Source organism: Sphingopyxis sp. Root154 (assembly GCF_001427105.1).
Classification (GTDB): Bacteria; Pseudomonadota; Alphaproteobacteria; order Sphingomonadales; family Sphingomonadaceae; genus Sphingopyxis.
The window spans coordinates 478,476-499,396 of the sequence record NZ_LMGI01000001.1 but is presented as its reverse complement, the minus strand read 5'-3'; the positions used below and the strand labels follow the sequence as shown (position 1 = coordinate 499,396).

Here is a 20,921-nt window from a genome sequence, read left to right as displayed (position 1 = left end):
TAGCGTAAGTCGCGGTATCAAAGCTTGGGCAGCGTGACGCCCTTTTGTCCCATATATTTGCCCGCGCGGTCGGCGTAGCTCGTCTCGCACGGCTCATTACCCTGAAGGAACAGGAACTGGCACGCGCCCTCGTTGGCGTAGATCTTGGCGGGCAGGGGGGTGGTGTTCGAAAATTCGAGCGTCACATGGCCTTCCCAGCCGGGCTCGAGCGGCGTGACATTCACGATGATGCCGCAGCGCGCATAGGTCGACTTGCCGAGGCAGATGACGAGCACGTCGCGCGGGATGCGGAAATATTCGACCGTGCGCGCAAGCGCGAAGCTGTTCGGCGGGATGATGCACACGTCGGTTTCGCGGTCGACGAAATTCTTCGGATTGAAATCCTTGGGATCGACGATCGTGCTGTCGACGTTGGTGAAGATCTTGAACTCAGGTGCAACGCGCGCATCATAGCCATAGGAGGAGAGGCCGTAGCTGATGCAGCCGTCGCGGCGCTGCGCCTCCACGAAAGGCTCGATCATGCCCTGCGTCCGGGCGGCTTCGCGAATCCATTTGTCGGAAAGAATGGCCATGGCGCTTTCTTGTCGGGGGCCGCGCGATTGCGCAAGCGGTCAGTCGGCGATGAGGCCAAGATCCTTGGGCCCGAAGGCGGCCGGCAGCAATTGGCTGAGGCGGTAGGTCATGACCTCCTTGCCGTCACCCGAGGCGCAATGGACGAGGATATCGGTCTGCGACTGCTCGGCCGCTTCGTTGAGGATCTGGCGGCAACGGCCGCACGGATTGACCGGGGCGGCGCCCAGCAATTCGTCGCCATGAGGGCGCCCGCCGACGATCGCGACCTCGGCGAGTTCGCCGATCCAGCCCTCGTTGACGATCTTCGCCACCGCCACGGTTTCGGCGCAGAGGGTGAGGCCGTAGCTCGCATTCTCGACATTGGCGCCGGTGACGATGTCGCCATTCTTGAGCAGCAGCGCGGCGCCGACATGAAAGCCCGAATAGGGGGCATAGGCGCGGCTCGCGGCGTCGCGCGCGGCGTCGATCAGGGCATCACGGTCCTCGGTCATCGCATCTCTCCTTGCGGGCGCAGCGCGTTCCAGCCGACGGTGCCCTCGGCGCCCGACAGGCGCACATAGTCGTTCGCCTGCCACATAGCCCAAGGGTGTGCACCATAATCGGGTTCGAAGAAATCGCGGCGCAGCCATGTGGTACGCGCGATGCCTTGCGTCACCTTGTAATCGCTCTCGAACGCCGGGCCGGGGGCGATCACGCTCTGTTTGCCCATATGCGCTTCGATCTGCGCCAGAAATGTGGCGAGTTCGGAGAGCAGAAGCGCGCGCGTTGGCCGGTCGGGGCAGCGATCGGCATAATCGAGCCAGACGACGGCGGGCAGCGCGTCGGCGCGGCGCGGCACGTGGCGGATGAAATTGGCGGCCTGATCGGTCGCGAGCTGGCAGAGGCTGTAGCGGTGGATCGCGCCCGCCTGCACGCCGGCTTCACGGGCGCTTGTCATGTTGCGTGCGAACTTCGGGTCTACGGCCGCCGATCCGTCGGTTCCCATAATGTAAGCGAAATCAGCGCCCGCGGCCTTGATCGACCCCCAATGGACATCGCCGTTGCCCGCGTCGATCGTCACCCCCTGCGTCGGATAGAGCGCGCGGTCGGGGGTCCAGCGCGCGGCCCACCAGAGTGCAAGGCCGGCAGCGAAGAGCAACAGCACGATCGCGGCGCCGATCCGGCGCAACAGGCGCGCGATCGCGGCGCGCCACGCGCCAGCGATCTGTGCCGTCTTTCCGCCCCTGATTGCCCCCGTCGCCATCGCTAGCCCTTGATGTGCAGCACGCAGATCAGCGTGAACAATCGTCGCGCCGTGTCGAAATCGACCGCGATCTTGCCGTCGAGCCGGTCCATCAGCATTTCGGCCGCCTCGTTATGCAGGCCGCGCCGCGCCATGTCGACGGTCTCGATCTGTTGCGCAGTCGAGGTCTTGATCGCCTGATAATAGCTGTCGCAGATCGCGAAATAGTCGCGGATCGGACGGCGGAAGCGTCCAAGGCCGAGGATGATCGCCTCGAGCGGCGACCCATCTTCGCGTGAAATTTCAAAGATGAGGCGGCCTTCCTCCACACGTAGCATGAGGCGGTAGGGGCCGGCATAGCCATCCTCATGTCCGCGCTGCGGCACGAACTTGTTGTCTTCGATCAGGTCAAAGATTGCGACGCGGCGTTCCTGCTCGACGTCGGGATTCCGCCAGACGATCGACCCCTCGTCGAGTTCGACCGAAATGATCCGTTGTTTCGAAGGGTCTGCGTCGCTCATGCTGTTCGTGCTTCTACTTGGCCGGGGGCGAAGGGCAAGCCGACTTATTCACAGCATTCCACAGTTATGATAGGCAGGGCGACATCGCCGGTTGCGCCGCCTCGGGCACCGGCCCATGAAGACAGCGATGCCCGAACTAGCCCTTATCCCGACCGCCGTTGCCAGTGGCGACGAGCGCCAGATGCCGCGCAATATCGAGGCCGAGGCCGCGTTCCTCGGCGCGATCCTGATCGACAACCGAGTCGTCGAGGATCTGCCGGTCGCGCTGACCCCCGACCATTTCTTCGAACCGCTCCACGGCCGGATTTTTCAGCAGACGATGGCGCTGATCGAGCGCAACAGCATCGCGACCCCGGTGACGCTCAAGCCCTATTTCGAGGCGGACGAGGCGATGAAGGCGGTCGGCGGCGTCGGCTATCTCGCGCAGCTGACCGGCAGCGGCGCCGGCCTGATCGGCGCGCGCGACTTTGCGCGGCAGATTTTCGACCTCGCGCTGCTCCGCGAACTCGCGGGTGTCGGGCGCACGCTCGTCGACAATGCGCTCGACACCAGCGAGCGCGTCGATCCGCAGGCGCAGATCGAAGAAGCCGAAACCGCGCTCTACCGCGTCGCGGGCGGCGAGGCCGAGATGGGGTCGGTCAAAAGCTTCAACCAGGCGAGCCTCACCGCGCTGCAGGCCGCGGAGCGCGCGCTCAATTCGGGCGGCCATTTGTCGGGGATCACCACGGGCATCGGCAGCATGAACGCCAAGATTGGCGGCATGCACAATTCGGACTTGATGATCCTTGCCGGACGTCCGGGCATGGGCAAGACGTCGCTCGCGACCAATATCGCGTACAACGCCGCCGAGCGTTTTCGCCGCGACGAGGACGACGGCATCCTGCCCGAGAAGAATATGGGCGCGAAGGTCGCCTTTTTCAGCCTCGAAATGTCCGCCGACCAGCTCGCGACGCGCGTGCTCGCCGAACAATCGGGGGTGTCGGGCGAGGCGCTGCGCATGGGCAAGATCAGCAAGGAGCAGTTCCAGCAACTGAGCCGCGCTGCGCAGCAGCTCCAGACTCTGCCCTTGTTCATCGACGATACGCCCGGGCTGACGATCGCCGGGCTGCGCACGCGCGCGCGACGTTTGCAGCGGCGCCACGGCATCGGCTTCGTCATCGTCGACTATCTCCAGCTTTTGCAGGGCTCGTCAAAAAGTGGCGACAACCGCGTGCAGGAAATTTCGGAAATTTCGCGTGGTTTAAAGACGCTGGCGAAGGAACTTCATGTGCCGGTGATGGCGCTGTCGCAGCTCAGCCGCGCGGTTGAAAGCCGCGAGGACAAGCGTCCGCAGCTCTCCGACCTTCGTGAATCGGGCTCGATCGAACAGGACGCCGACATGGTGCTCTTCGTGTTCCGCGAGGATTATTATGTCGCCGCGAAGGAGCCCAAGCGCCCGATCGAGGGCGACGATGTGAAGATTCACGCCCAGCATGAGGAATGGGCGGCCGAAATGGAGCGCGTCTTCGGGCTCGCCGAAGTGATCGTGGCTAAATCGCGCCACGGCTCGACCGGCAAGATTCGCATGCACTTCGAGGCGAAGACGACGAAGTTCAGCGACCTCGCCGACGACAGCATGGCGTTCGAGGATTATGAGTAGGGCGGTTTAGAACGCCGGGTCGTTCGCGGGATCGTCGTCGATCGGCGTCACCTCGGTGTGGATGCCGCATTCGGTCTTGTCCCAGCCGCGCCAGCGGCCCGAGCGCGGGTCTTCGCCCGGCTTGACCTTCGACGTGCACGGCGAGCAGCCGATCGAGGGATAGCCTTCGGCCTCGAGCGGGTGGCGCGGCAGGTCATGCGCCTCGAAATAGGCGTCGAGCTCTTCGCGCGTCCAGTTGGCGAGCGGGTTGAATTTCAGGCGGCCGGTTGAACCGTCGAGTTCGAAGCGCGCGAGGCCCTGCCGCGTCGACGACTGGAAACCCTTGCGGCCGGTGATCGAGGTGTCGAAATCGGTCAGCGCCTTTTCGAGCGGTTTGACCTTGCGGATTTCGCAGCAGCCGTCGGGGTCGTACGACCAGCGCAGTTCGGTCGCGTCCTTCGCGGCGAGATCCTCGGCATCGGGCGTCAGGTTGACGATATTGAGCCCGAGCTTCGCGGCGAGTTCGTCGCGGTAGGCGAGCGTTTCGGGAAAATGCTTGCCGGTGTCGAGGAACAGCACGGGCATGTCGGGTGCGGCGCGCGTCACCAGATGGAGCAGCACCGCGCTCTCGGCGCCGAAGCTCGAGACGATTCCGGTCTCGCCGAGCAGCCCTGCGCCGATCACGCTCGTCACCACCTCGGCGGCGTCCTGGCCGCGGAAGAGATTGTTCAGGCGAATGACGTCGGCTTGGGTGAAGCGCGGCGCCACGTCGATCCGGTCGCGGGTGCGGTCTTCGCTGCCTTTGCGCGGAGAGGTCTTCACGTCAGCCATGCCTCAGCTTCCAGATCGGCTTCGCGCCGTCGGCGGCGCCCTGATAATGTTCCGGCCAGCGCGCGAGCGCCGCCTCGACATCGGCGGCGTTGAGTTCCTTCTCCGGCGCGAACGTGTCGAAGCCGCAGCGCTTCATATAGGCGATCTGGTCGACGAGGACGTCGCCCCGCGCGCGCAACTCGCCGGCGTAGCCCGCCTCGCGGAGGATGCGCGCCGACGAATAACCGCGGCCGTCGCGGAACTTGGGAAAGGCGACCTCGATCAGCGCGAGCCGGTCGAGATGCGGGATCAGCGCGCGCGCGTCCTCATCGGGTTCGAGCCGCACCGCGGTCGCGTTCGATTGCGACAGGAAGGCGTCGAGGGTGACCGCGGGCTCTTCGCCGTCGGAATGGATATGCTCAACCATAGATCGCCTCCTTGAAAGGGGCCATGCCGACGCGGCGGAAGGTGTCGACGAAGCGCTCGCCCTCATTCCGCTCGGCGAGATATTTGTCGGTGACGCGCTCGATCGCATCGACGACGCCGTCCTCGTCGAAACCGGGGCCGGTGATCGTGCCGAGGCTGACGTCCTCCGCGCCCGATCCGCCGAGCGACAGCTGGTAGTTTTCGGTGCCTTTGCGGTCGACGCCGAGGATGCCGATGTGGCCGGCATGGTGATGCCCGCACGCGTTGATGCAGCCCGAAATCTTGAGCTTGAGCTCGCCAAGGTCTCGCTGGCGCGCCGGATCGGCGAAGCGCTGGGCGATCTTCTGTGCGACCGGGATTGAGCGCGCATTGGCGAGGCTGCAATAATCGAGGCCGGGGCAGGCGATGATGTCGCTGATCAGGTCGAGGTTCGGCGTGGCAAGCCCCGCGGCGTCGAGCGCCTGCCAGACGGCATAGAGATCGGCCTTGCGAACGTGCGGCAGGACGATGTTCTGCGCGTGGGTGACGCGCAGCTCGTCATGGCTGTATTTCTCGGCCAAGTCGGCCATCAGGTCGATCTGCGCCGAGCTGGCGTCGCCGGGGATGCCGCCGACGGGTTTCAGGCTGATGTTGACGATCGCGTGGCCCGAAACCTTATGTTTCGCGACATTCTGGTCGACCCAGACGGCGAAATCGGGATCGCTGCGATCGATCTCGTCGGGCGCCGAGGCGTCGAGCGGCGGCGGCGCGAATTGCGCCGCAATTCGATCGAATTCGGCCTTCGGCGGATCGATGCCGAGCGACTTCACATGCTTGAACTCTTCCTCGACCTGGCGGCGATATTCGTCGGCGCCAAGCTCGTGGATCAGGATCTTGATGCGCGCCTTGTAGATATTGTCGCGGCGGCCATAGCGGTTGTAGACGCGCAGGCATGCCTCGGCGTAGCTCAGCATGTCGTCGAGCGGCACGAAGTCCTTGATCAGCGGTGCGATCATTGGGGTGCGGCCCATGCCGCCGCCGACGTAGAAAGCGGCGCCGTGCTGACCGTCCTTTTCGACGATCTGGATGCCGATGTCATGGAGGCGCATCGCGGCGCGATCTTCATTGGCCGCGATCACGGCGATCTTAAACTTGCGCGGCAAATAGCTGAATTCGGGATGGAAGCTCGACCATTGGCGGAGCAATTCGGCCCATGGACGCGGATCGGTGATTTCGTCGGCGGCGGCACCGGCCCACTGGTCCGAGCTGATGTTGCGGATGCAATTGCCGCTCGTCTGGATCGCGTGCATCTCGACCGATGCCAGATCTTCGAGGATCGCGGGCGCGTCCTCGAGCTTGATCCAGTTGTACTGGATGTTCTGGCGGGTGGTGAAATGACCGTAATCGCGATCGTACTTGCGCGCGATGTGCGCGAGCATACGCATCTGGCGGCTGTCGAGCGTCCCGTACGGCACCGCGACGCGCAGCATATAGGCGTGAAGCTGGAGATAGAGGCCGTTCATCAGCCGCAGTGGCTTGAACTGGTCCTCGGTGATTTCGCCAGCAAGGCGGCGGCGCACCTGGTCCGAAAACTCGGCGACGCGGGCATCGACCATCGCATGGTCATATTCGTCATATTTATACATGTCAGATCACCCAGTCGCCGGCCGCGGGATCGGCGGGTTTCAATGTCAGGTCGGGGCGCACAGTCGGCCCCAATGCGCGGATACGGTCCTTGATATGCGCCGGGCGCGGGCCGTCGGCGGTTTGTTCGCCGTTGATGATATAGGGGGCGTTGACGCGGCGTGCGCCTTCCTCGGCGGCGAGGATCGCCTCGCCATGCTCGCCGACGTCGGCGGCGTCCTCGATATGCAGCGACCAGTCGCTACCCGTCCACCAGGTGACAAATCCTGTTTTCAGGTCATTGCCCGTGAGCAGTTTCATGTGAAATCCCTTATTTGTTCGGAGACGCCCGGCGCGCCAAGGCAGTCGAGCGCGTCGGCGCGCGCCGCGACCTTGCCGACGATGATCAGCGCGGGGCTTTTGACTTTCTCGCGTGCGACGAGGTCGCCGAGGTCGGTGAGCAGGGTGCGGAGCGCCCGCGCATCGGCGGTGGTGCCGCGCTCGATGACCGCGACGGGCAGATCGGGCGAGACGCCGTCGGCGATCAGCTTGTCGGCGATGGCGGTCGCGGTCGCGAGGCCCATATAGATGACGAGCGTGCGGCCATGCCCCGCGAGCCCCGACCAGTCCTGCTCGGCCAGATCCCTGCACTGGCCGGCGACGAAGCTGACCGCGCTGGCGTCTTCGCGATGGGTGAGGGGAAGGCCGGCCTGCGCGGCGCAGCCCGCCGCAGCGGTGATGCCGGGGACGGTTTCGCAGGCGACGCCGGCTTCGCGCGCGGCATCGAGTTCCTCGCCGCCACGGCCGAAAATGAACGGATCGCCGCCCTTCAGACGCACGACCTGTTTGCCTGCGAGCGTCTCGCGCACGAGCAGTTCATTGATCAGTTCCTGCTTCATCGTGTGGCGGCTACGCTGCTTAGCGACGCTGATCCGCTCGACATGCGGCGGGATCAGCGCGAGCACGCCTTCGCCGACCAGCCCGTCATGGACGACGAGATCGGCGCTTTCGAGTAACCGCGCCGCGCGCAGCGTCAGCAGGTCGGGGTCGCCGGGACCGGCGCCGACGAGCCACAGCTTGCCGGAAGAAGGCAGGGTCTTTTCCATGCACCGTAGATGGTCCGCCGGCGCCCGCATGGCAAAGCAGGCTTTTTTGACACCGGTGAAGGTAAAATTGGGGTGGCCTAATTGTAGTTCTTAAGCACCAGTTGCGAGCCCTCGGGATCGCGCAGTCCGACACCGATCGAGGCGCGCATCGCATCGCTTTCAGCCGACGCCACCGGATAGGCGCAATAGTCGGCGGCGTAGAAGGCGCTCGGCCGGTGATTGCCCGAAAGGCCGATGCCGCCGAAGGGGGCGGCCGACGAGGCGCCATTGGTCGGGCGGTTCCAATTGATGACGCCGGCGCGCGCATTGGCCCAGAACTGGTCGTAAAGCTGCGGCGTGCCGCCGATCAGCGACGCGGCCAGGCCGAAGGCGGTATTGTTCGCCTCGGCGATCGCGGCCTCGAAGCTGTCGACGCGGACCACCTGGAGCAGCGGGCCGAATAGCTCGATATCGGGGCGTTCGGGCATTGCGGTGACGTCGATGATACCGGGCGTCAGGAAGGGACGGCCCGCGACCGGACGCGTCATGTGGCGGATCACTTTGCCGCCGTTCGACATCAGGATCAGGAAACTTTCGGTCAGGCCGTCGGCGGCCTCATTGTCGATCACCGGACCCATATAGGGCGCGGGTTCGGCGTGGGGGTGATCGACGATCAGCCGGTTGGCGAGGCCGCAAACCTCCTCGATCAGCGCGTCGGCAAGGCTGTCGCGGACGATCAGCCGCCGCGCATTGCTGCACCGCTGCCCCGCGCTGAGGAAGGCCGACTGGACGACGATGATCGCCGCGGTGCGGATGTCGGCGGTGTCCCACACGACGATCGGGTTGTTGCCACCCATTTCGAGTGCGAGCATCTTACCCGGCTGGCCCGCAAACTGGCGGTTGAGAGCGAGGCCGGTGCGCGCCGAGCCGGTGAAGAGCAGTCCGTCTATGCCCTCGTGCCCCGCCAGCGTCTTGCCCGTTTCGGGGCCGCCAACGATGAGGCGGAGCACTTCCTGCGGCACGCCGGCGCTGTGGAACAGTTCGACGAGCTTGGCGCCGACTGCGGGCGTCTTTTCGGACGGTTTGAACAGCACCGAATTGCCGGCAATGAGCGCCGGGACGATATGCCCGTTCGGCAGATGGGCGGGGAAGTTATAGGGGCCGAGCACCGCGAGCGCGCCGTGCGGCTTGTGACGCACGGCATTGCGCAGCCCCATCGCGCCCTCGATACGGCGGTTGGGGGTGCGTTCGGCATAGGCGCTGACCGAAATATTGACCTTGTTACAGACCGATTCGACCTCGGTGCGCGCTTCCCAGAGCGGCTTTCCGGTTTCGCGCGCGATCAGGTCGGCGAACGCCTCGCCCTCGGCCTTCACACGGTCGACGAAGCGGCGCAGCGTTTCGGTGCGGAAGGACACGGGTTTTGCGGCCCATTCGGGCCAGGCGCGGCGCGCGATCGCGACCTCGTCGTCGATATTGCTTACCGGACCGCGCCAAAGCTCTTCGCCGGTTGCGGGTTCGAAGGAAAGCAGGGTTTCGCTCATAGTCGCCCGGCTCTTATCGGTGAAAGCCGGTTGCGGCAACCTGTGGCGGGCCTATGCGACGGATTGCTTGCGCCGCGCCGCGTGGTTGGCGATAGACGCTAAGATGAGTCCCGCTTGGCGGGACGAACGAAAAGCCAAGCAAGGGGATGTGCCATATTGGCCCAGCAGGACAGCCACCGCGACTGGTCGGACCAATATTGGTGGTCGTCCGACGGCGTCCGGCTGCACGCGCGTGTCTATCCCGGGCCCGAAGGCAGCGAAAGCGCGCCGCCGCTGCTGTGCATGCCAGGTCTCGCGCGCAATGCCCGCGATTTCGAGGATCTCGCGCCACATGTCGCGCAATATCGCAGGGTCATCGTGATCGAATTCCGCGGACGCGGCGAAAGCGCCTTTGCCAAGGACCCGATGACTTACGTGCCGCTGACCTATGTGCAGGACGTCGTCGCGATGCTGGGCGAGCTGCGGATCGAGCGCTTTGCGGCGATCGGCACCTCGCTCGGCGGGCTGGTCGCGATGCTGCTCGCGGCGGCGCTGCCCGGGCGGTTGGTCGGCGCGGTGCTGAACGACGTCGGCCCCGAACTCCAGACAGCCGGGCTGGAGCGGATCCGCGACTATATCGGTGCGGGCGGCAGCCAGCCGACATGGATGCACGCCGCGCGCGCCTTCGCCGAACTCAATAGCGCGGTCTATCCGGGGTATGAAATCCACGACTGGCTGCGGCTGACCAAGCGGACGCACCGGCTGACCGCCGAAGGCCGGATCGTCACCGATTACGACAAGCAGATCGCTGCGCCGCTGCGTGTCCCCGGCGGCGGCGATGCCGCGATGGACCTGTGGCCGGTGTACCGCGCGCTCGGCGATGTTCCGCTGCTGGTCCTGCGCGGCGAACTGTCGGACATTCTCGCGCGGTCGGCGGGCGAGAAGATGGTCGCCGAGCTTCCGCGCGCGCGGCTGGTCGAGGTGCCGGGGGTTGGGCATGCGCCGACGATGGACGAGCCCGCGGCGCGGGCGGCAATCGATGCGTGGGTAGCCGAACTGCCCGTCGCGTGACCGGTGCCAAAGCTCCGGCGCGCCTGCTGCACCTTCATTCGAGCTTCTCGCTCGGCGGAAAGGAAGCGCGCGCGGTGCGGCTGATGAATCTGATGGGATCGCGCGCCCGCCACGTCATTCTGTCGGCGGTGCCGGAGGCGCTCGGCGCCCGCGATGCGATCGATGCCCGGATCGACGTCGCCTTTCCCGCCGATGCGCCGCCATTGCATGGCAAGCCCGGACCCGCCCGCTATCGCGACCTCGCGCGCTATATGCGGCAATTCGACCTGGTGCTCAGCTATAATTGGGGGGCGATGGACGGCGTGATGGCGCACCGCATCCTGTCGCCTTTTCGCGATCTGCCGCCGCTGATCCATCATGAAGACGGCTTCAACGAGGATGAGAGCGTCCGGCGCAACTGGAAGCGGAGCGCCTTTCGCCGCCTCGCGCTGCCGACCGCCGAGGCGCTGGTCGTGCCATCGGAACTGCTTGAGCAGATCGCGGCGGATGAGTGGGGTGCACGGCGGCGCACGGTGTTGATCCGTAACGGGATCGACACCCTCGCTTATGAAGCCAAACCATCGGTTGCGATTCCGGGGCTGAAATGGCGCGAGGGCGAGGTGGTGATCGGCACCGTCGCCGGGCTGCGCAAAGTTAAGGATCTGCCGCGGCTCGTCCGGGCGGTCGCGACGCTGCCCGCAAACGTCCGGCTGGTCATCGTCGGTGAAGGCCCCGAACGCGCGGCGATTGCGGCCGAAGCGGCGGCTTGCGGGATGGACGAGCGGCTGGTGATGCCGGGCTTCATGGCCGGACCCGCGCGCTGGATCGGGCATTTCGACCTGCTCGCGCTGTCGTCGCAAAGCGAACAGGCCCCAATCGCGGTGATCGAGGCGATGGCTGCGGAACTGCCGGTTGTCAGCCCCGATGTCGGCGATGTCGCGGCGATGGTATCGGCGGAAAATCGCCGCTTCATCGCGGCGGAAGAGGCAGGGTTTCGCACGGCAATGGCCGAACTCGCGGGCGACGCAATGCTGCGTGCGCAGATCGGTGCGGCGAACCGGCGCATCGCTGCCGAACGCTTCGACGAATCTACCATGGTCGCAGCTTATGAAAATCTCTATGGTCGGGCGCTTGCAGGACGCCGCCTTTTCTCCGGGGATTAGGCGGCGCGCCCATTGACTTTCATAGCCGTGTTCCGCTTACGGAAACGGCAAAGGGGGCCGGTACGCGGGACGCGACCGGTGGAGAGAAAGAGATTTAGAATGTTCAAAGGTTTGAAGCCCATCCTTTACGGCGGACGCGAAGTCTGGCCGCTGGTCGAGGGTGGAAAAGGCGTTTCGGCGACCAACCATATGTCGAGCGGGGCATGGGCCGCCGCCGGCGGGATCGGCACCGTGTCGGCGGTCAACGCCGACAGCTATGACGCCGAAGGCAAGATCATTCCGCAGGTCTATCACGCGTTGACGCGCAAGGAACGCCACGAAGAGCTGATCCAATATGGTATCGACGGCGCGGTCGCGCAGGTCGAGCGGGCGTATGAAGTGTCGGGCGGCAAGGGCGCGATCAACATCAACGTGCTCTGGGAAATGGGCGGCGCGCAGCAGATTCTCGAAGGCGTGCTCGCGCGTACCAAGGGGATGGTAGCCGGTGTCACCTGCGGCGCGGGCATGCCGTACAAGCTCAGCGAGATCGCCGAGCGTCACAATGTGATGTACCTGCCGATCATCAGCTCGGCGCGCGCCTTTCGTGCGCTGTGGAAGCGTGCGTATCACAAGGTCCCGCATCTTCTGGGCGCGGTGGTTTATGAAGATCCGTGGCTTGCGGGCGGCCATAACGGCCTGTCGAATGCCGAAGACCCGCTGGTGCCGCAGGATCCCTATCCGCGCGTCGCCGCGGTACGCGAGACGATGCGCGCGGAGGGGATTGCCGACAGCGTGCCGATCGTGATGGCGGGCGGCGTCTGGTATCTGCGCGACTGGGAAAACTGGATCGACAATCCCGAACTCGGGCAGATCGTCTTCCAATATGGCACGCGGCCGCTCTTGACCGAGGAAAGCCCGATTCCGCAGGCGTGGAAGGATCGTCTCCGCACCCTCGACGACGGCGATGTGCTGCTCCACCGTTTTTCGCCCACCGGCTTCTACTCCAGCGCGGTGCGCACGCCGTTCCTGCGCGATCTCGAAGCGCGCTCGGAGCGTCAGATCCCTTATTCGAAGCAGGAAGCCGGCGATCATATCGTCCAGCTCGATGTCGGCGTGAAGGGCAAGAATTTCTGGGTCACACCGCATGATCGGGCGAGAGCGCGCGACTGGGCGGCGGAAGGCTATACCGAGGCGCTGAAGACCCCCGACAATACGGTCGTCTTTGTCACCGAAGCCGATAAGGCCGTCATCCGCAAGGATCAGACCGACTGCATGGGCTGCCTGTCGCATTGCGGTTTTTCGTCGTGGAAGGACCATGACGATTACACCACGGGCTACCTCGCCGATCCGCGCAGCTTTTGTATCCAGAAGACGCTGCAGGACATCGCGCACGGCGGCGATCCCGAGCAAAATCTGATGTTTGCAGGCCACGCCGCATTCAACTTCAAGACCGATCCCTTTTATTCGAACAACTTCACCCCGACGGTGAAGCAGCTCGTCGACCGGATTTTGACGGGGGATTGATCGCTGCCGAAGAAGAGTTTCTCATCCTAGATCAGTGCAAATCCCAAGGCACCGTTGACGATCTCGCTGACGGCGCCGAGGGCTGCATTGATCGCTTGCTCGACCGCGATCATGCCCATGCCCTTGACGGCAAGGAGAACGGCCCGCGACGCATTTTTCTGCATTTCGAACAGAACATGGGCCTCGGTTTCTGAAATCTTGTTCTGCTGCTTCAGCGTCTCGATCTGCGCAAAGGTCAGTGCGATCTTCCTCGCCTCGGCCGACATATATTCCTTCACTTTCGGCCAGCTCTGTTGAAGCGAGGCCTTGCTGGCCGCGAGCATCGCGCCCGCGATCGCGTCGATATCGATGCCGCTCATTTCTTGTCTCCTTCGCCGCGTTTTTTTGCCAGTTCGAGCGCAATTACGGCACCAAAAGTCTGATCGAATATGGCGCTGACCGGAGGTATGAGGGCCGCATTCAGCGTTTGGCCGCCTCGGCCGGTCAGGTCCGCGCTGGCGCCATATTGTACCCGACAGTCGAGCGACGTATCGACGCCCTGCGCGCGCACCGCTTTACGCTGGATATCGCTGAGATTACCCGTGATGCATGATTTGTGGAGCAACGCCAGATAAGCAAGATTGTCTTCGGCGAGATGGAGTTGTTCGACGGTGAGGCTGTTCTTGTAAATGCCACCAGCGCGGACCTGCAGGGCGTTCAATGACGCCGTCACATCCTGAAAAAAAGGTTGGCTCCTGGCGAAGGATCGTTCGGAATCGGTCGAAGCCGCCTGTTGCTTGACGAAGAATTCGGACAATTTCTTCTGTATAGCCGACGCTTCCTTGTCGGTCGTCTCATCATATTTCGAAACAAGCTGGATGGTCGTACAGCCGCTCAAAACCGCCAGAATGACGCACGAAATAATGGCCCGGTGCATGGCATCTTCCCCCCAAGGAATGGATGCCTCATCTATTAAACGAGAGGTCCCCGCTGGAAACCGCAGATAGGTTCAGTTTGGGTGGAGTTGGTCGGCCTTGACGCTGAGTCGCTGTTAGGAAGAGCGTTTTAAGCCCACCCCTCCAGCACCTGATCGGGCGGGCGGTGGCCGTCGCACCATGCGCGGATGTTGGCGATGACCTTTTCGCCCGAGGCTTCGCGGCCTTCGATCGTCGCCGATCCGAGGTGCGGGAGCAGCACGACGTTCTGGAGCGCGAGCAGCGCGGGGTCGACCGCGGGCTCGTGAGTATAGACGTCGAGCCCGGCGCCCGCGATGCGGCCGGTCTGGAGCGCCGCGACCAGTGCCTTTTCGTCGACGATCTCGCCGCGCGCGGTGTTGATCAGGTACGCGGTCGGCTTCATCGCGCCGATCCGCGCGGCGTTGACCATCTCGTGCGTTTCGGCGGTGTGCGGACAGTGGATCGTCACGACGTCGCTGATCCGAAGGAGGGTATCGACGCTGGCGTGATAGCTTGCGCCGAGTTCGTCCTCGATTGCTTCGGGCAGGCGGCGGCGGTTGTGATAGTGGATCGACAGGCCGAACGCGCGCGCGCGGTGCGCGACCGCGAGGCCAATGCGCCCCATGCCGATGATGCCGAGCAACTTGCCGCCGACGCGGTGGCCGAGCATGGCGCTCGGCGCCCAGCCGGCCCATTGGCCCGAGCGCATCAGTTTCTCGCCCTCGGCAAGCCGTCTGGGCACGCTGAGGATCAGCGCCATCGTCATGTCGGCGGTGTCCTCGGTGAAGACGCCGGGGGTGTTCGAGACCATGATGCCCTTGGCACGCGCGGCGGCGAGGTCGATATGGTCGACGCCGGCGCCGAAATTGGCGATCAGTTTCAGCCGGTCGCCTGCGGCGTTGATGATATCCGCGTCGATCTCGTCGGTCACCGTCGGCACGAAGACGTCGCAGTCGGCAACGGCGGCCTTCAATTCGTCACGCGTAAAAGCCTCGTCGCGCGCTGACAGCGACACATCGAACAATTCGGCCATGCGGCCTTCGACGTGCGGCATCAACTGGCGGGTGACGATAACGCGCGGGCGTTTCGGACGGGATGAATCGGGCATGGCCGCCGATAGAGCGCGCCGATGCGAGGGGGTCAAGGGGAAGTCGCGCGGATAACTGTGGACGGTGGACCGTTTGCGACGTGCGACCGGTTGATAATGCGCGCCGATTTTGACAAGGGTCGGTTATGACCAGCCGAATATTTGCAATGATATTGCTCAGCCTTGCCATAGTGGGACCGGCGGCGGCGCAATCCGACCCTGTCCCGCTACCCTATTGGGCGTCGATCAGCGTCGACGAGGCACGCATGCGCAAGGGGCCGTCGCCCGACGTCCCGGTGATCTGGGAATATCGGCGCAAGGACCTGCCGGTCAAAGTCGTCGCGCGCTTTGAAACCTGGCGCAAGATCGAGGATCCCGACGGAACCCAGGGCTGGATGGCGGCCCGTTTGCTCAGCCGAACCAGGACCGCGATCGTCACCGGCGAAATCCGCCCGCTTCGCGAAGACGCCAGCCTTTCGGCAGGGGTCGCCTATCGCGCCGAGCCCGGCGTCGTCGGCCGGATCACCGACTGCAAGGACGGCTGGTGCCTGTTCGACGTCAAGGGCCGCAAGGGCTGGATCCAGACCGACCATATCTGGGGCGACTGATCGCCACAGAAAAAAGGCCGGGCGGTTTCCCACCCGGCCCCTTCATTCGTTAGTGCTTAACGCCGCCAGTTGAAGTGGTTGCGGTACACCTTCACGACCCGGCCATTGCGCTCGTTGACGAGCAGCAGGTCGTTATAGTGACGCACATAGGTCAGGTTGCGACCGGCGCGCGGCACGCCCCAGCGGCTGTCCCAGCTCGGGCGATAGCTGGGCGCGTAATAGTTCGAACGCAGGGTCGAACCGACGCGGAACTGCTGATATTTGAACGGCGCGCGATAGTTCGAATAGCGGCGATCCTGGCGCCAGTCGCGCTGGCTTTCGCGCAGATCCTGACGGGCGTCACGCACATCATGGCGGGCGTCGCGGACGTCGCCACGGTCGCTGCGGCGCTGAGCGTTGCGCAGGTCACGCTGCTCTTCGCGCAACTCCTTGCGGTCGTTGCGGATCTCGCGCGTCTGAGCCTGCGCCATGGCGGGGACCATCATCGCGGCGATCAGGCCGGCGGTGAGAAATTTGCTCTTCATTGTGCCATTCCTTTTCAGTCGGTCAGGGGGAGTGGATCTGCCCGATGACAAATATGGAATAGGCGATTCGAATTGAACGGAGCCGGAATGCGCCGTTTATTTTCAGGACATTAGTGTCGCAAATTGTCGCGGCCAAAACGACGAAACGGCGCCGTCTTACGACGGCGCCATGCAACTTTTCGCGATGCGGGCTTTTAAACCAGCTCGACCGCAACCGCCGTCGCTTCGCCGCCGCCGATGCACAGGCTGGCGATGCCACGTGTTTTACCGTGGCGCTGGAGCGCCGCGATCAGCGTCGTGATGATACGCGTGCCGCTGGCGCCGATCGGGTGGCCGAGCGCGGTCGCCCCGCCATGGACGTTGATCTTCTCGTGCGGGATGCCGAGGTCGTGCATCGCGAACATCGCGACGCAGGCGAAGGCTTCATTGACCTCGAACAGGTCGACGTCGCCGATCGACCAGCCGGTCTTGGCGAGCAGCTTGTTGATCGCGCCGACGGGGGCGACGGTGAAATCCTTCGGCTCCTGCGCGTGCGCGGCATGCGCGACGAGGCGCGCTACCGCCTTCGCGCCCTTGGCGTCGGCGACCGACTGGCGCGTCAGCACCACAGCGGCAGCGCCGTCGGAGATCGACGAGCTGGTCGCGGCGGTGATGGTGCCATCCTTCGCAAAGGCGGGCTTCAGCGTCGGGATCTTGTCGGGCATCGCCTTGCCGGGCGCTTCGTCGGTGTCGACGACGACGTCGCCCTTGCGGCCGGCGATGGTCACCGGCGCGATTTCACTGGCGAAGGCGCCGCCCGCGATCGCGCTCTTGGCGCGGCTCAGCGATTCGAGCGTGTAATCGTCCTGCGCCTGGCGCGAGAGCTGGTACGCATCGGCGGTGTCCTGAGCAAAGGTGCCCATCGCGCGGCCGGCTTCATAGGCGTCCTCGAGCCCGTCGAGGAACATATGGTCATAGGCGGTGTCGTGACCGATGCGCGCGCCCGAGCGATGCTTCTTGAGCAGGTAGGGCGCATTGGTCATCGATTCCATGCCGCCCGCGACGATCAGGTCGACGCTGCCCGCGGCGAGTGCTTCGGCGCCCATGATCACGGTCTGCATGCCCGAACCGCACACTTTGTTCACGGTCGTCGCCTGCACCGACTTGGGCAGGCCCGCCTTGATCGCGGCCTGGCGCGCCGGCGCCTGGCCGAGCCCGGCGGGAAGCACGCAGCCCATGTAGATGCGTTCGATATCGTCGCCCGACACGCCAGCACGCTCGACCGCTGCCTTCACCGCGGTCGCGCCGAGATCGGTCGCGCTCGCGTCCGACAGGCTGCCCTGCATGCTGCCCATCGGGGTGCGGGCGTAGGAGAGGAAAACGACGGGATCGGTGGCGGTCATGGCGAAAGACTCCGTAGGGGAAAGATACGTCGGCGGCCCGATTAGCGACTTTGCTGCACTTGCGAAAGGGGGCAGCATCGGCATCGCCATTTGGTGGCGATCAAAAAATTTCGCCACCGGTCGATCATTCGGACGGAAGCAGCACCTTGTAGAGCGTAGGCTGGCCGGGTGTGCGCTGCTCGACCTTGAGCACCGCCTGGCTGTCCTTGGCAACCCAGAATCGACCGGTTGCGCCGCGACCATAGTCGAGGGTCACGACCCAGCACTCAACCCGACGCCCCCCGAATGCGACCGGTTCGGAGCCGGCGACGCTGATGCCATAGGCTTGCGGCGCCCCGCCGCCGGGGTGATAGAAGGGGATGCGCGCCGCATAGCCTTCGCGCCAGGGCAGCGTGGTCATCATCTCGATGTCGGTCTCGAAGTTGAACGTCCCTGTCGGCGTGGCGACGTCGAGCGCGGCAAGGCGGTTGTCGGTGACGGCCGCATCCCCGCGCACATGCCCGGGCGTGAACAACACGCCGGCAACGGCGGTCGTGGTGGCGTCGATGAACCGGGTCCGATGCGAGAGCGGGCGGAAGGTTTCATTCTCGAACCAGCTATCGAGCCGCCGTTCGGATTGGCCGATACCCTCCCAGATCTGCGTGATGTGGAGCCGCCGCTCGCCGGTCACCGGGTCGGGATCGAACGCGATCGTCCGGCTCCAGAGGTCGACGATCGTCCGCCGGTCGCCGCGCACGGCGTAGCGAAGATAGCGTGAGGTTCCCGGACGCAGCCGATCGAAGCCGGGCAGGGGCTGGCCAACCGCGAGCAATTCGTCCGACGCCGTTGCGGTCGGATTCTGGGCCAGGACGATCGGGACGGGAGCCAGCCCTATCAGAAGAAAGCCGAGCAGGGTGACGGGAGTTCGCATGACATTGCCCCTATGACGGATCGCGCGACGCTAGGGCGGGATCGTGTCCGGGCAATTTCCCCTCGACGAAACACATGTCTGCTTCGGTCAACGTCGCCAGCGCCTGCGGAATTGCGGTGACGGTTTGCTTTGCTCCAATTTACCGCTGCCTGAAAAACCGCTGTCCTACAAAAGTCCGCCGCACTCGCCTCCTCCGCATGTCCCGAAAAGGAGCTTTGCCAAGCCGCGATTCCAGTGTGAAGTTGCGCAGTTTTCCGCCACTTCGCCAAATCGAAACTGGCGCTCGCAGCGGGTTTCAACTTGCAACCTGCCCTTTGCCATGGTGAAACGGGCGAAAGGGTAGAGGGAGAAAGATAATGGCGACGGTCGCAAGCGAAATTGAGGGTGAAACCCAGCGTATGCACAAGGTGCTCGCAGCGCAAAAGGCGAGCTTTACCGCGGCGATGCCCGAAAGCCTGAGCGTCCGCGCCGACCGCATCGATCGTGCGATCGCGCTGCTCGTCGACAATAAAGAGGATTTCGCGAAGGTGGTGAGCGAGGATTTCGGCCATCGCAGCCGCGAACAGACGCTGATGACCGACATCATGCCTTCGGTCAGCGCCTTGAAGCATGCGAAAAAGCATATGGCGAGCTGGTCGAAGGGTGAGAAGCGCAAGCCGACTTTCCCGCTCGGCATGCTCGGCGCGAAGGCCGAGGTTGTCTATCAGCCGAAGGGCGTCGTCGGCATCGTCGCGCCGTGGAATTTTCCGGTCGGCATGGTCTTTGTGCCGATGGCGGGGGTGCTCGCGGCGGGCAACCGCGCGATGATCAAGCCGTCGGAGTTCACCGAAAATGTCTCGGCGCTGATGGCGCGGCTGGTGCCCGACTATTTCGACGCGAGCGAAATGGCGGTGTTCACGGGCGATTCCGATGTTGGCGTCGCTTTCTCGAAGCTCGCCTTCGACCATATGATCTTCACCGGCGCGACGAGTGTCGGGCGCCACATCATGCGCGCCGCCGCCGATAATCTGGTGCCCGTGACGCTCGAACTGGGCGGCAAGTCGCCGACCTTCATCGGGCGCAGCGCGAACAAGGATCTTGTGGGCCAGCGCGTCGCGCTCGGCAAGATGATGAACGCGGGGCAGATCTGCCTCGCACCCGACTATCTGCTCGTCGCCGAGGATCAGGAAGGCGCGGTGATCGACAGCGTCACCAAGGGCGCGGCCGCGCTCTATCCGACCTTGCTCGCCAACGACGACTACACGTCGGTCGTCAACACGCGCAATTACGACCGCCTGCAATCCTACCTCGCCGACGCGCGCGAGAAGGGCGCCGAGGTGATCGAGGTCAATCCGGGCGGAGAGGATTTCGCGAGTTCGAACGGCCACAAGATGCCGCTCCACATCGTGCGCAACCCGACCGACGACATGAAGGTGATGCAGGAGGAAATCTTTGGCCCGATCCTGCCGGTGAAGACCTATAAGCATATCGACGACGCGATCGACTATGTGAACGCGAACGACCGCCCGCTCGGCCTCTATTATTTCGGGCAGGACAAGAGCGAGGAGGACCGCGTGCTGACGCGGACGATCTCGGGCGGGGTGACGGTCAACGACGTCCTGTTCCACAATGCGATGGAGGATCTGCCGTTCGGCGGGGTCGGACCGTCGGGGATGGGCAATTATCACGGCATCGACGGTTTCCGCACCTTCAGCCACGCGCGCGCCGTCTATCGCCAGCCGAAGCTCGACGTCGCGGGGCTCGCGGGCTTCAAGCCGCCCTATGGCAAGGCGACCGCGAAGACGCTCGCGAAAGAGCTCAAGAAATAGCTTGGCAAGATGCGGCGCTTCGCTTTAGGGGATGCGCCGCGCTGTAAGCGCTGTGCCCCTGTGGTGAAATTGGTAGACGCGCCGCACTCAAAAAGCCGTTCCGCGATTAGGCGTTCGTTCTACGGGACGAGCGGAAAATATACTGTTTTCAAAGGCTTGCGGCAAGCCAAATTGCGGCCGATCCGGTACCAATCTACGCTGGGAGCCATATAGGAGCCACGCGGATTTATCTGGCCGGCCTTTTGCAGGGAACGATGGGCCCAGTTTCCCCGAGCAGATATCGGCATACGCGGTGGGCGGACACCGCTTCGCGTCACCGCTCAGCGCGCCATCGAAGTCGCATAGCCGCCAAGGACCCAGCCCTTGGCGGCACAGCACTGACGCCTTCGCGGCCCCAAAAACACTCCGCGATAATCGATGCCTTCACTTCGGGCGGCACGCCCGCCGCTTTCCCACGCCCGGGACACCCAATCGCTGCGCGCCGTTGCTCACGGAAACATCACCGGGATGACCATAGTCGAAGCCCCGCGCTGGCGCGGTCAGGTGGCCGAAACTCGACGCTGTGTTTAAC

Annotated in this window: 22 protein-coding genes; 6 read left to right on the top strand and 16 right to left on the bottom strand. The window is 64.4% G+C overall.

All coding sequences use genetic code 11. The features are described from left to right. Window positions 1-17: 17 nt before the first annotated feature. The 4 genes from dcd to ASD73_RS02150 are packed head-to-tail and all read right to left on the bottom strand — an operon-like array spanning window position 18 to window position 2,316. The gene (gene dcd / locus ASD73_RS02165; protein ID WP_056369519.1) at window positions 18-572 is read right to left on the bottom strand and encodes a dCTP deaminase; all 555 of its coding nucleotides are present in this window, start codon (window positions 570-572) and stop codon (window positions 18-20) included. A gap of 39 nt (window positions 573-611) precedes the next feature. Further along, a complete protein-coding gene (locus ASD73_RS02160; RefSeq protein ID WP_056369520.1) occupies window positions 612-1,064 on the bottom strand; it encodes a cytidine deaminase in 453 nt (150 codons plus the stop codon). After that, on the bottom strand, window positions 1,061-1,816 hold the full coding sequence (locus ASD73_RS02155; protein ID WP_056369523.1) for a GH25 family lysozyme: 756 nt from the start codon (window positions 1,814-1,816) through the stop codon (window positions 1,061-1,063). The genes ASD73_RS02160 and ASD73_RS02155 overlap by 4 nt, the downstream gene beginning before the upstream one ends. A 2-nt stretch (window positions 1,817-1,818) precedes the next feature. Further along, window positions 1,819-2,316, bottom strand: a complete 498-nt coding sequence (locus ASD73_RS02150; protein WP_056369525.1) for a UPF0262 family protein — start codon at window positions 2,314-2,316, stop codon at window positions 1,819-1,821. Window positions 2,317-2,443: 127 nt separating this feature from the next. On the opposite strand from ASD73_RS02150, the gene ASD73_RS02145 reads away from it, so the two are divergent. Continuing rightward, the gene (locus ASD73_RS02145) at window positions 2,444-3,955 is read left to right on the top strand and encodes a replicative DNA helicase (RefSeq protein WP_056370429.1); all 1,512 of its coding nucleotides are present in this window, start codon (window positions 2,444-2,446) and stop codon (window positions 3,953-3,955) included. A 6-nt stretch (window positions 3,956-3,961) separates the two neighbouring features. Here ASD73_RS02145 and ASD73_RS02140 read toward each other — a convergent pair whose 3' ends face one another. The 6 genes from ASD73_RS02140 to astD all read right to left on the bottom strand — a co-directional run bounded on the left by ASD73_RS02140 (window position 3,962) and on the right by astD (window position 9,401). Then, the gene (locus ASD73_RS02140; protein ID WP_056369527.1) at window positions 3,962-4,765 is read right to left on the bottom strand and encodes a phosphoadenylyl-sulfate reductase; all 804 of its coding nucleotides are present in this window, start codon (window positions 4,763-4,765) and stop codon (window positions 3,962-3,964) included. Continuing rightward, on the bottom strand, window positions 4,758-5,171 hold the full coding sequence (locus ASD73_RS02135; protein ID WP_056369529.1) for a DUF934 domain-containing protein: 414 nt from the start codon (window positions 5,169-5,171) through the stop codon (window positions 4,758-4,760). Before ASD73_RS02135 ends, ASD73_RS02140 begins: the two co-directional genes overlap by 8 nt. Next, a complete protein-coding gene (locus ASD73_RS02130) occupies window positions 5,164-6,795 on the bottom strand; it encodes a nitrite/sulfite reductase (RefSeq protein WP_056369531.1) in 1,632 nt (543 codons plus the stop codon). Before ASD73_RS02130 ends, ASD73_RS02135 begins: the two co-directional genes overlap by 8 nt. Before the next feature lies 1 nt (window position 6,796). Next, window positions 6,797-7,093 (bottom strand): DUF2849 domain-containing protein, encoded by a 297-nt coding sequence (locus tag ASD73_RS02125; protein WP_056369533.1) that lies wholly within the window; start codon window positions 7,091-7,093, stop codon window positions 6,797-6,799. Then, window positions 7,090-7,878: a uroporphyrinogen-III C-methyltransferase gene (gene cobA / locus ASD73_RS02120; protein WP_056369535.1), complete on the bottom strand. Its 789-nt coding sequence runs from the start codon at window positions 7,876-7,878 to the stop codon at window positions 7,090-7,092. Before cobA ends, ASD73_RS02125 begins: the two co-directional genes overlap by 4 nt. 77 nt (window positions 7,879-7,955) lie before the next feature. Further along, a complete protein-coding gene (gene astD / locus ASD73_RS02115) occupies window positions 7,956-9,401 on the bottom strand; it encodes a succinylglutamate-semialdehyde dehydrogenase (RefSeq protein ID WP_056369537.1) in 1,446 nt (481 codons plus the stop codon). Window positions 9,402-9,557: 156 nt separating this feature from the next. Here astD and ASD73_RS02110 point away from each other — a divergent pair, with 156 nt between their 5' ends. The 3 genes from ASD73_RS02110 to ASD73_RS02100 all read left to right on the top strand — a co-directional run bounded on the left by ASD73_RS02110 (window position 9,558) and on the right by ASD73_RS02100 (window position 13,096). After that, entirely contained in the window at window positions 9,558-10,451 is an 894-nt protein-coding gene (locus ASD73_RS02110; protein WP_056369539.1) for an alpha/beta fold hydrolase, read from the top strand. After that, window positions 10,448-11,593: a glycosyltransferase gene (locus ASD73_RS02105; protein WP_056369541.1), complete on the top strand. Its 1,146-nt coding sequence runs from the start codon at window positions 10,448-10,450 to the stop codon at window positions 11,591-11,593. Before ASD73_RS02110 ends, ASD73_RS02105 begins: the two co-directional genes overlap by 4 nt. A gap of 99 nt (window positions 11,594-11,692) precedes the next feature. After that, window positions 11,693-13,096, top strand: coding sequence for an NAD(P)H-dependent flavin oxidoreductase (locus ASD73_RS02100; protein WP_056369543.1), 1,404 nt, complete (start codon window positions 11,693-11,695; stop codon window positions 13,094-13,096). 26 nt (window positions 13,097-13,122) lie between these two features. On the opposite strand, the gene ASD73_RS02095 is transcribed toward ASD73_RS02100, so the two are convergent. The 3 genes from ASD73_RS02095 to ASD73_RS02085 form a co-directional block, all read right to left on the bottom strand. After that, window positions 13,123-13,455, bottom strand: coding sequence for a hypothetical protein (locus ASD73_RS02095; protein WP_056369545.1), 333 nt, complete (start codon window positions 13,453-13,455; stop codon window positions 13,123-13,125). After that, complete coding sequence (locus tag ASD73_RS02090) at window positions 13,452-14,012, bottom strand: hypothetical protein (protein WP_056375921.1); 561 nt, start codon at window positions 14,010-14,012, stop codon at window positions 13,452-13,454. Before ASD73_RS02090 ends, ASD73_RS02095 begins: the two co-directional genes overlap by 4 nt. Window positions 14,013-14,140: 128 nt before the next feature. Continuing rightward, window positions 14,141-15,139, bottom strand: coding sequence for a 2-hydroxyacid dehydrogenase (locus tag ASD73_RS02085; protein WP_056369549.1), 999 nt, complete (start codon window positions 15,137-15,139; stop codon window positions 14,141-14,143). A 125-nt stretch (window positions 15,140-15,264) separates the two neighbouring features. On the opposite strand from ASD73_RS02085, the gene ASD73_RS02080 reads away from it, so the two are divergent. Continuing rightward, entirely contained in the window at window positions 15,265-15,726 is a 462-nt protein-coding gene (locus ASD73_RS02080; RefSeq protein WP_056369551.1) for an SH3 domain-containing protein, read from the top strand. A gap of 56 nt (window positions 15,727-15,782) precedes the next feature. Here ASD73_RS02080 and ASD73_RS02075 read toward each other — a convergent pair whose 3' ends face one another. From ASD73_RS02075 to ASD73_RS02065, 3 genes are all read right to left on the bottom strand, one after another. Then, on the bottom strand, window positions 15,783-16,250 hold the full coding sequence (locus tag ASD73_RS02075) for a hypothetical protein (RefSeq protein WP_056369553.1): 468 nt from the start codon (window positions 16,248-16,250) through the stop codon (window positions 15,783-15,785). Between the two features lie 194 nt (window positions 16,251-16,444). Further along, window positions 16,445-17,632, bottom strand: a complete 1,188-nt coding sequence (locus ASD73_RS02070) for an acetyl-CoA C-acyltransferase (RefSeq protein ID WP_056369555.1) — start codon at window positions 17,630-17,632, stop codon at window positions 16,445-16,447. Window positions 17,633-17,756: 124 nt separating this feature from the next. Continuing rightward, a complete protein-coding gene (locus tag ASD73_RS02065) occupies window positions 17,757-18,542 on the bottom strand; it encodes a DUF3108 domain-containing protein (protein WP_056369557.1) in 786 nt (261 codons plus the stop codon). A 356-nt stretch (window positions 18,543-18,898) separates the two neighbouring features. On the opposite strand from ASD73_RS02065, the gene ASD73_RS02060 reads away from it, so the two are divergent. Beyond that, window positions 18,899-20,350, top strand: a complete 1,452-nt coding sequence (locus ASD73_RS02060; RefSeq protein ID WP_056369558.1) for a coniferyl aldehyde dehydrogenase — start codon at window positions 18,899-18,901, stop codon at window positions 20,348-20,350. The last annotated feature ends 571 nt before the right edge of the window (window positions 20,351-20,921 follow it).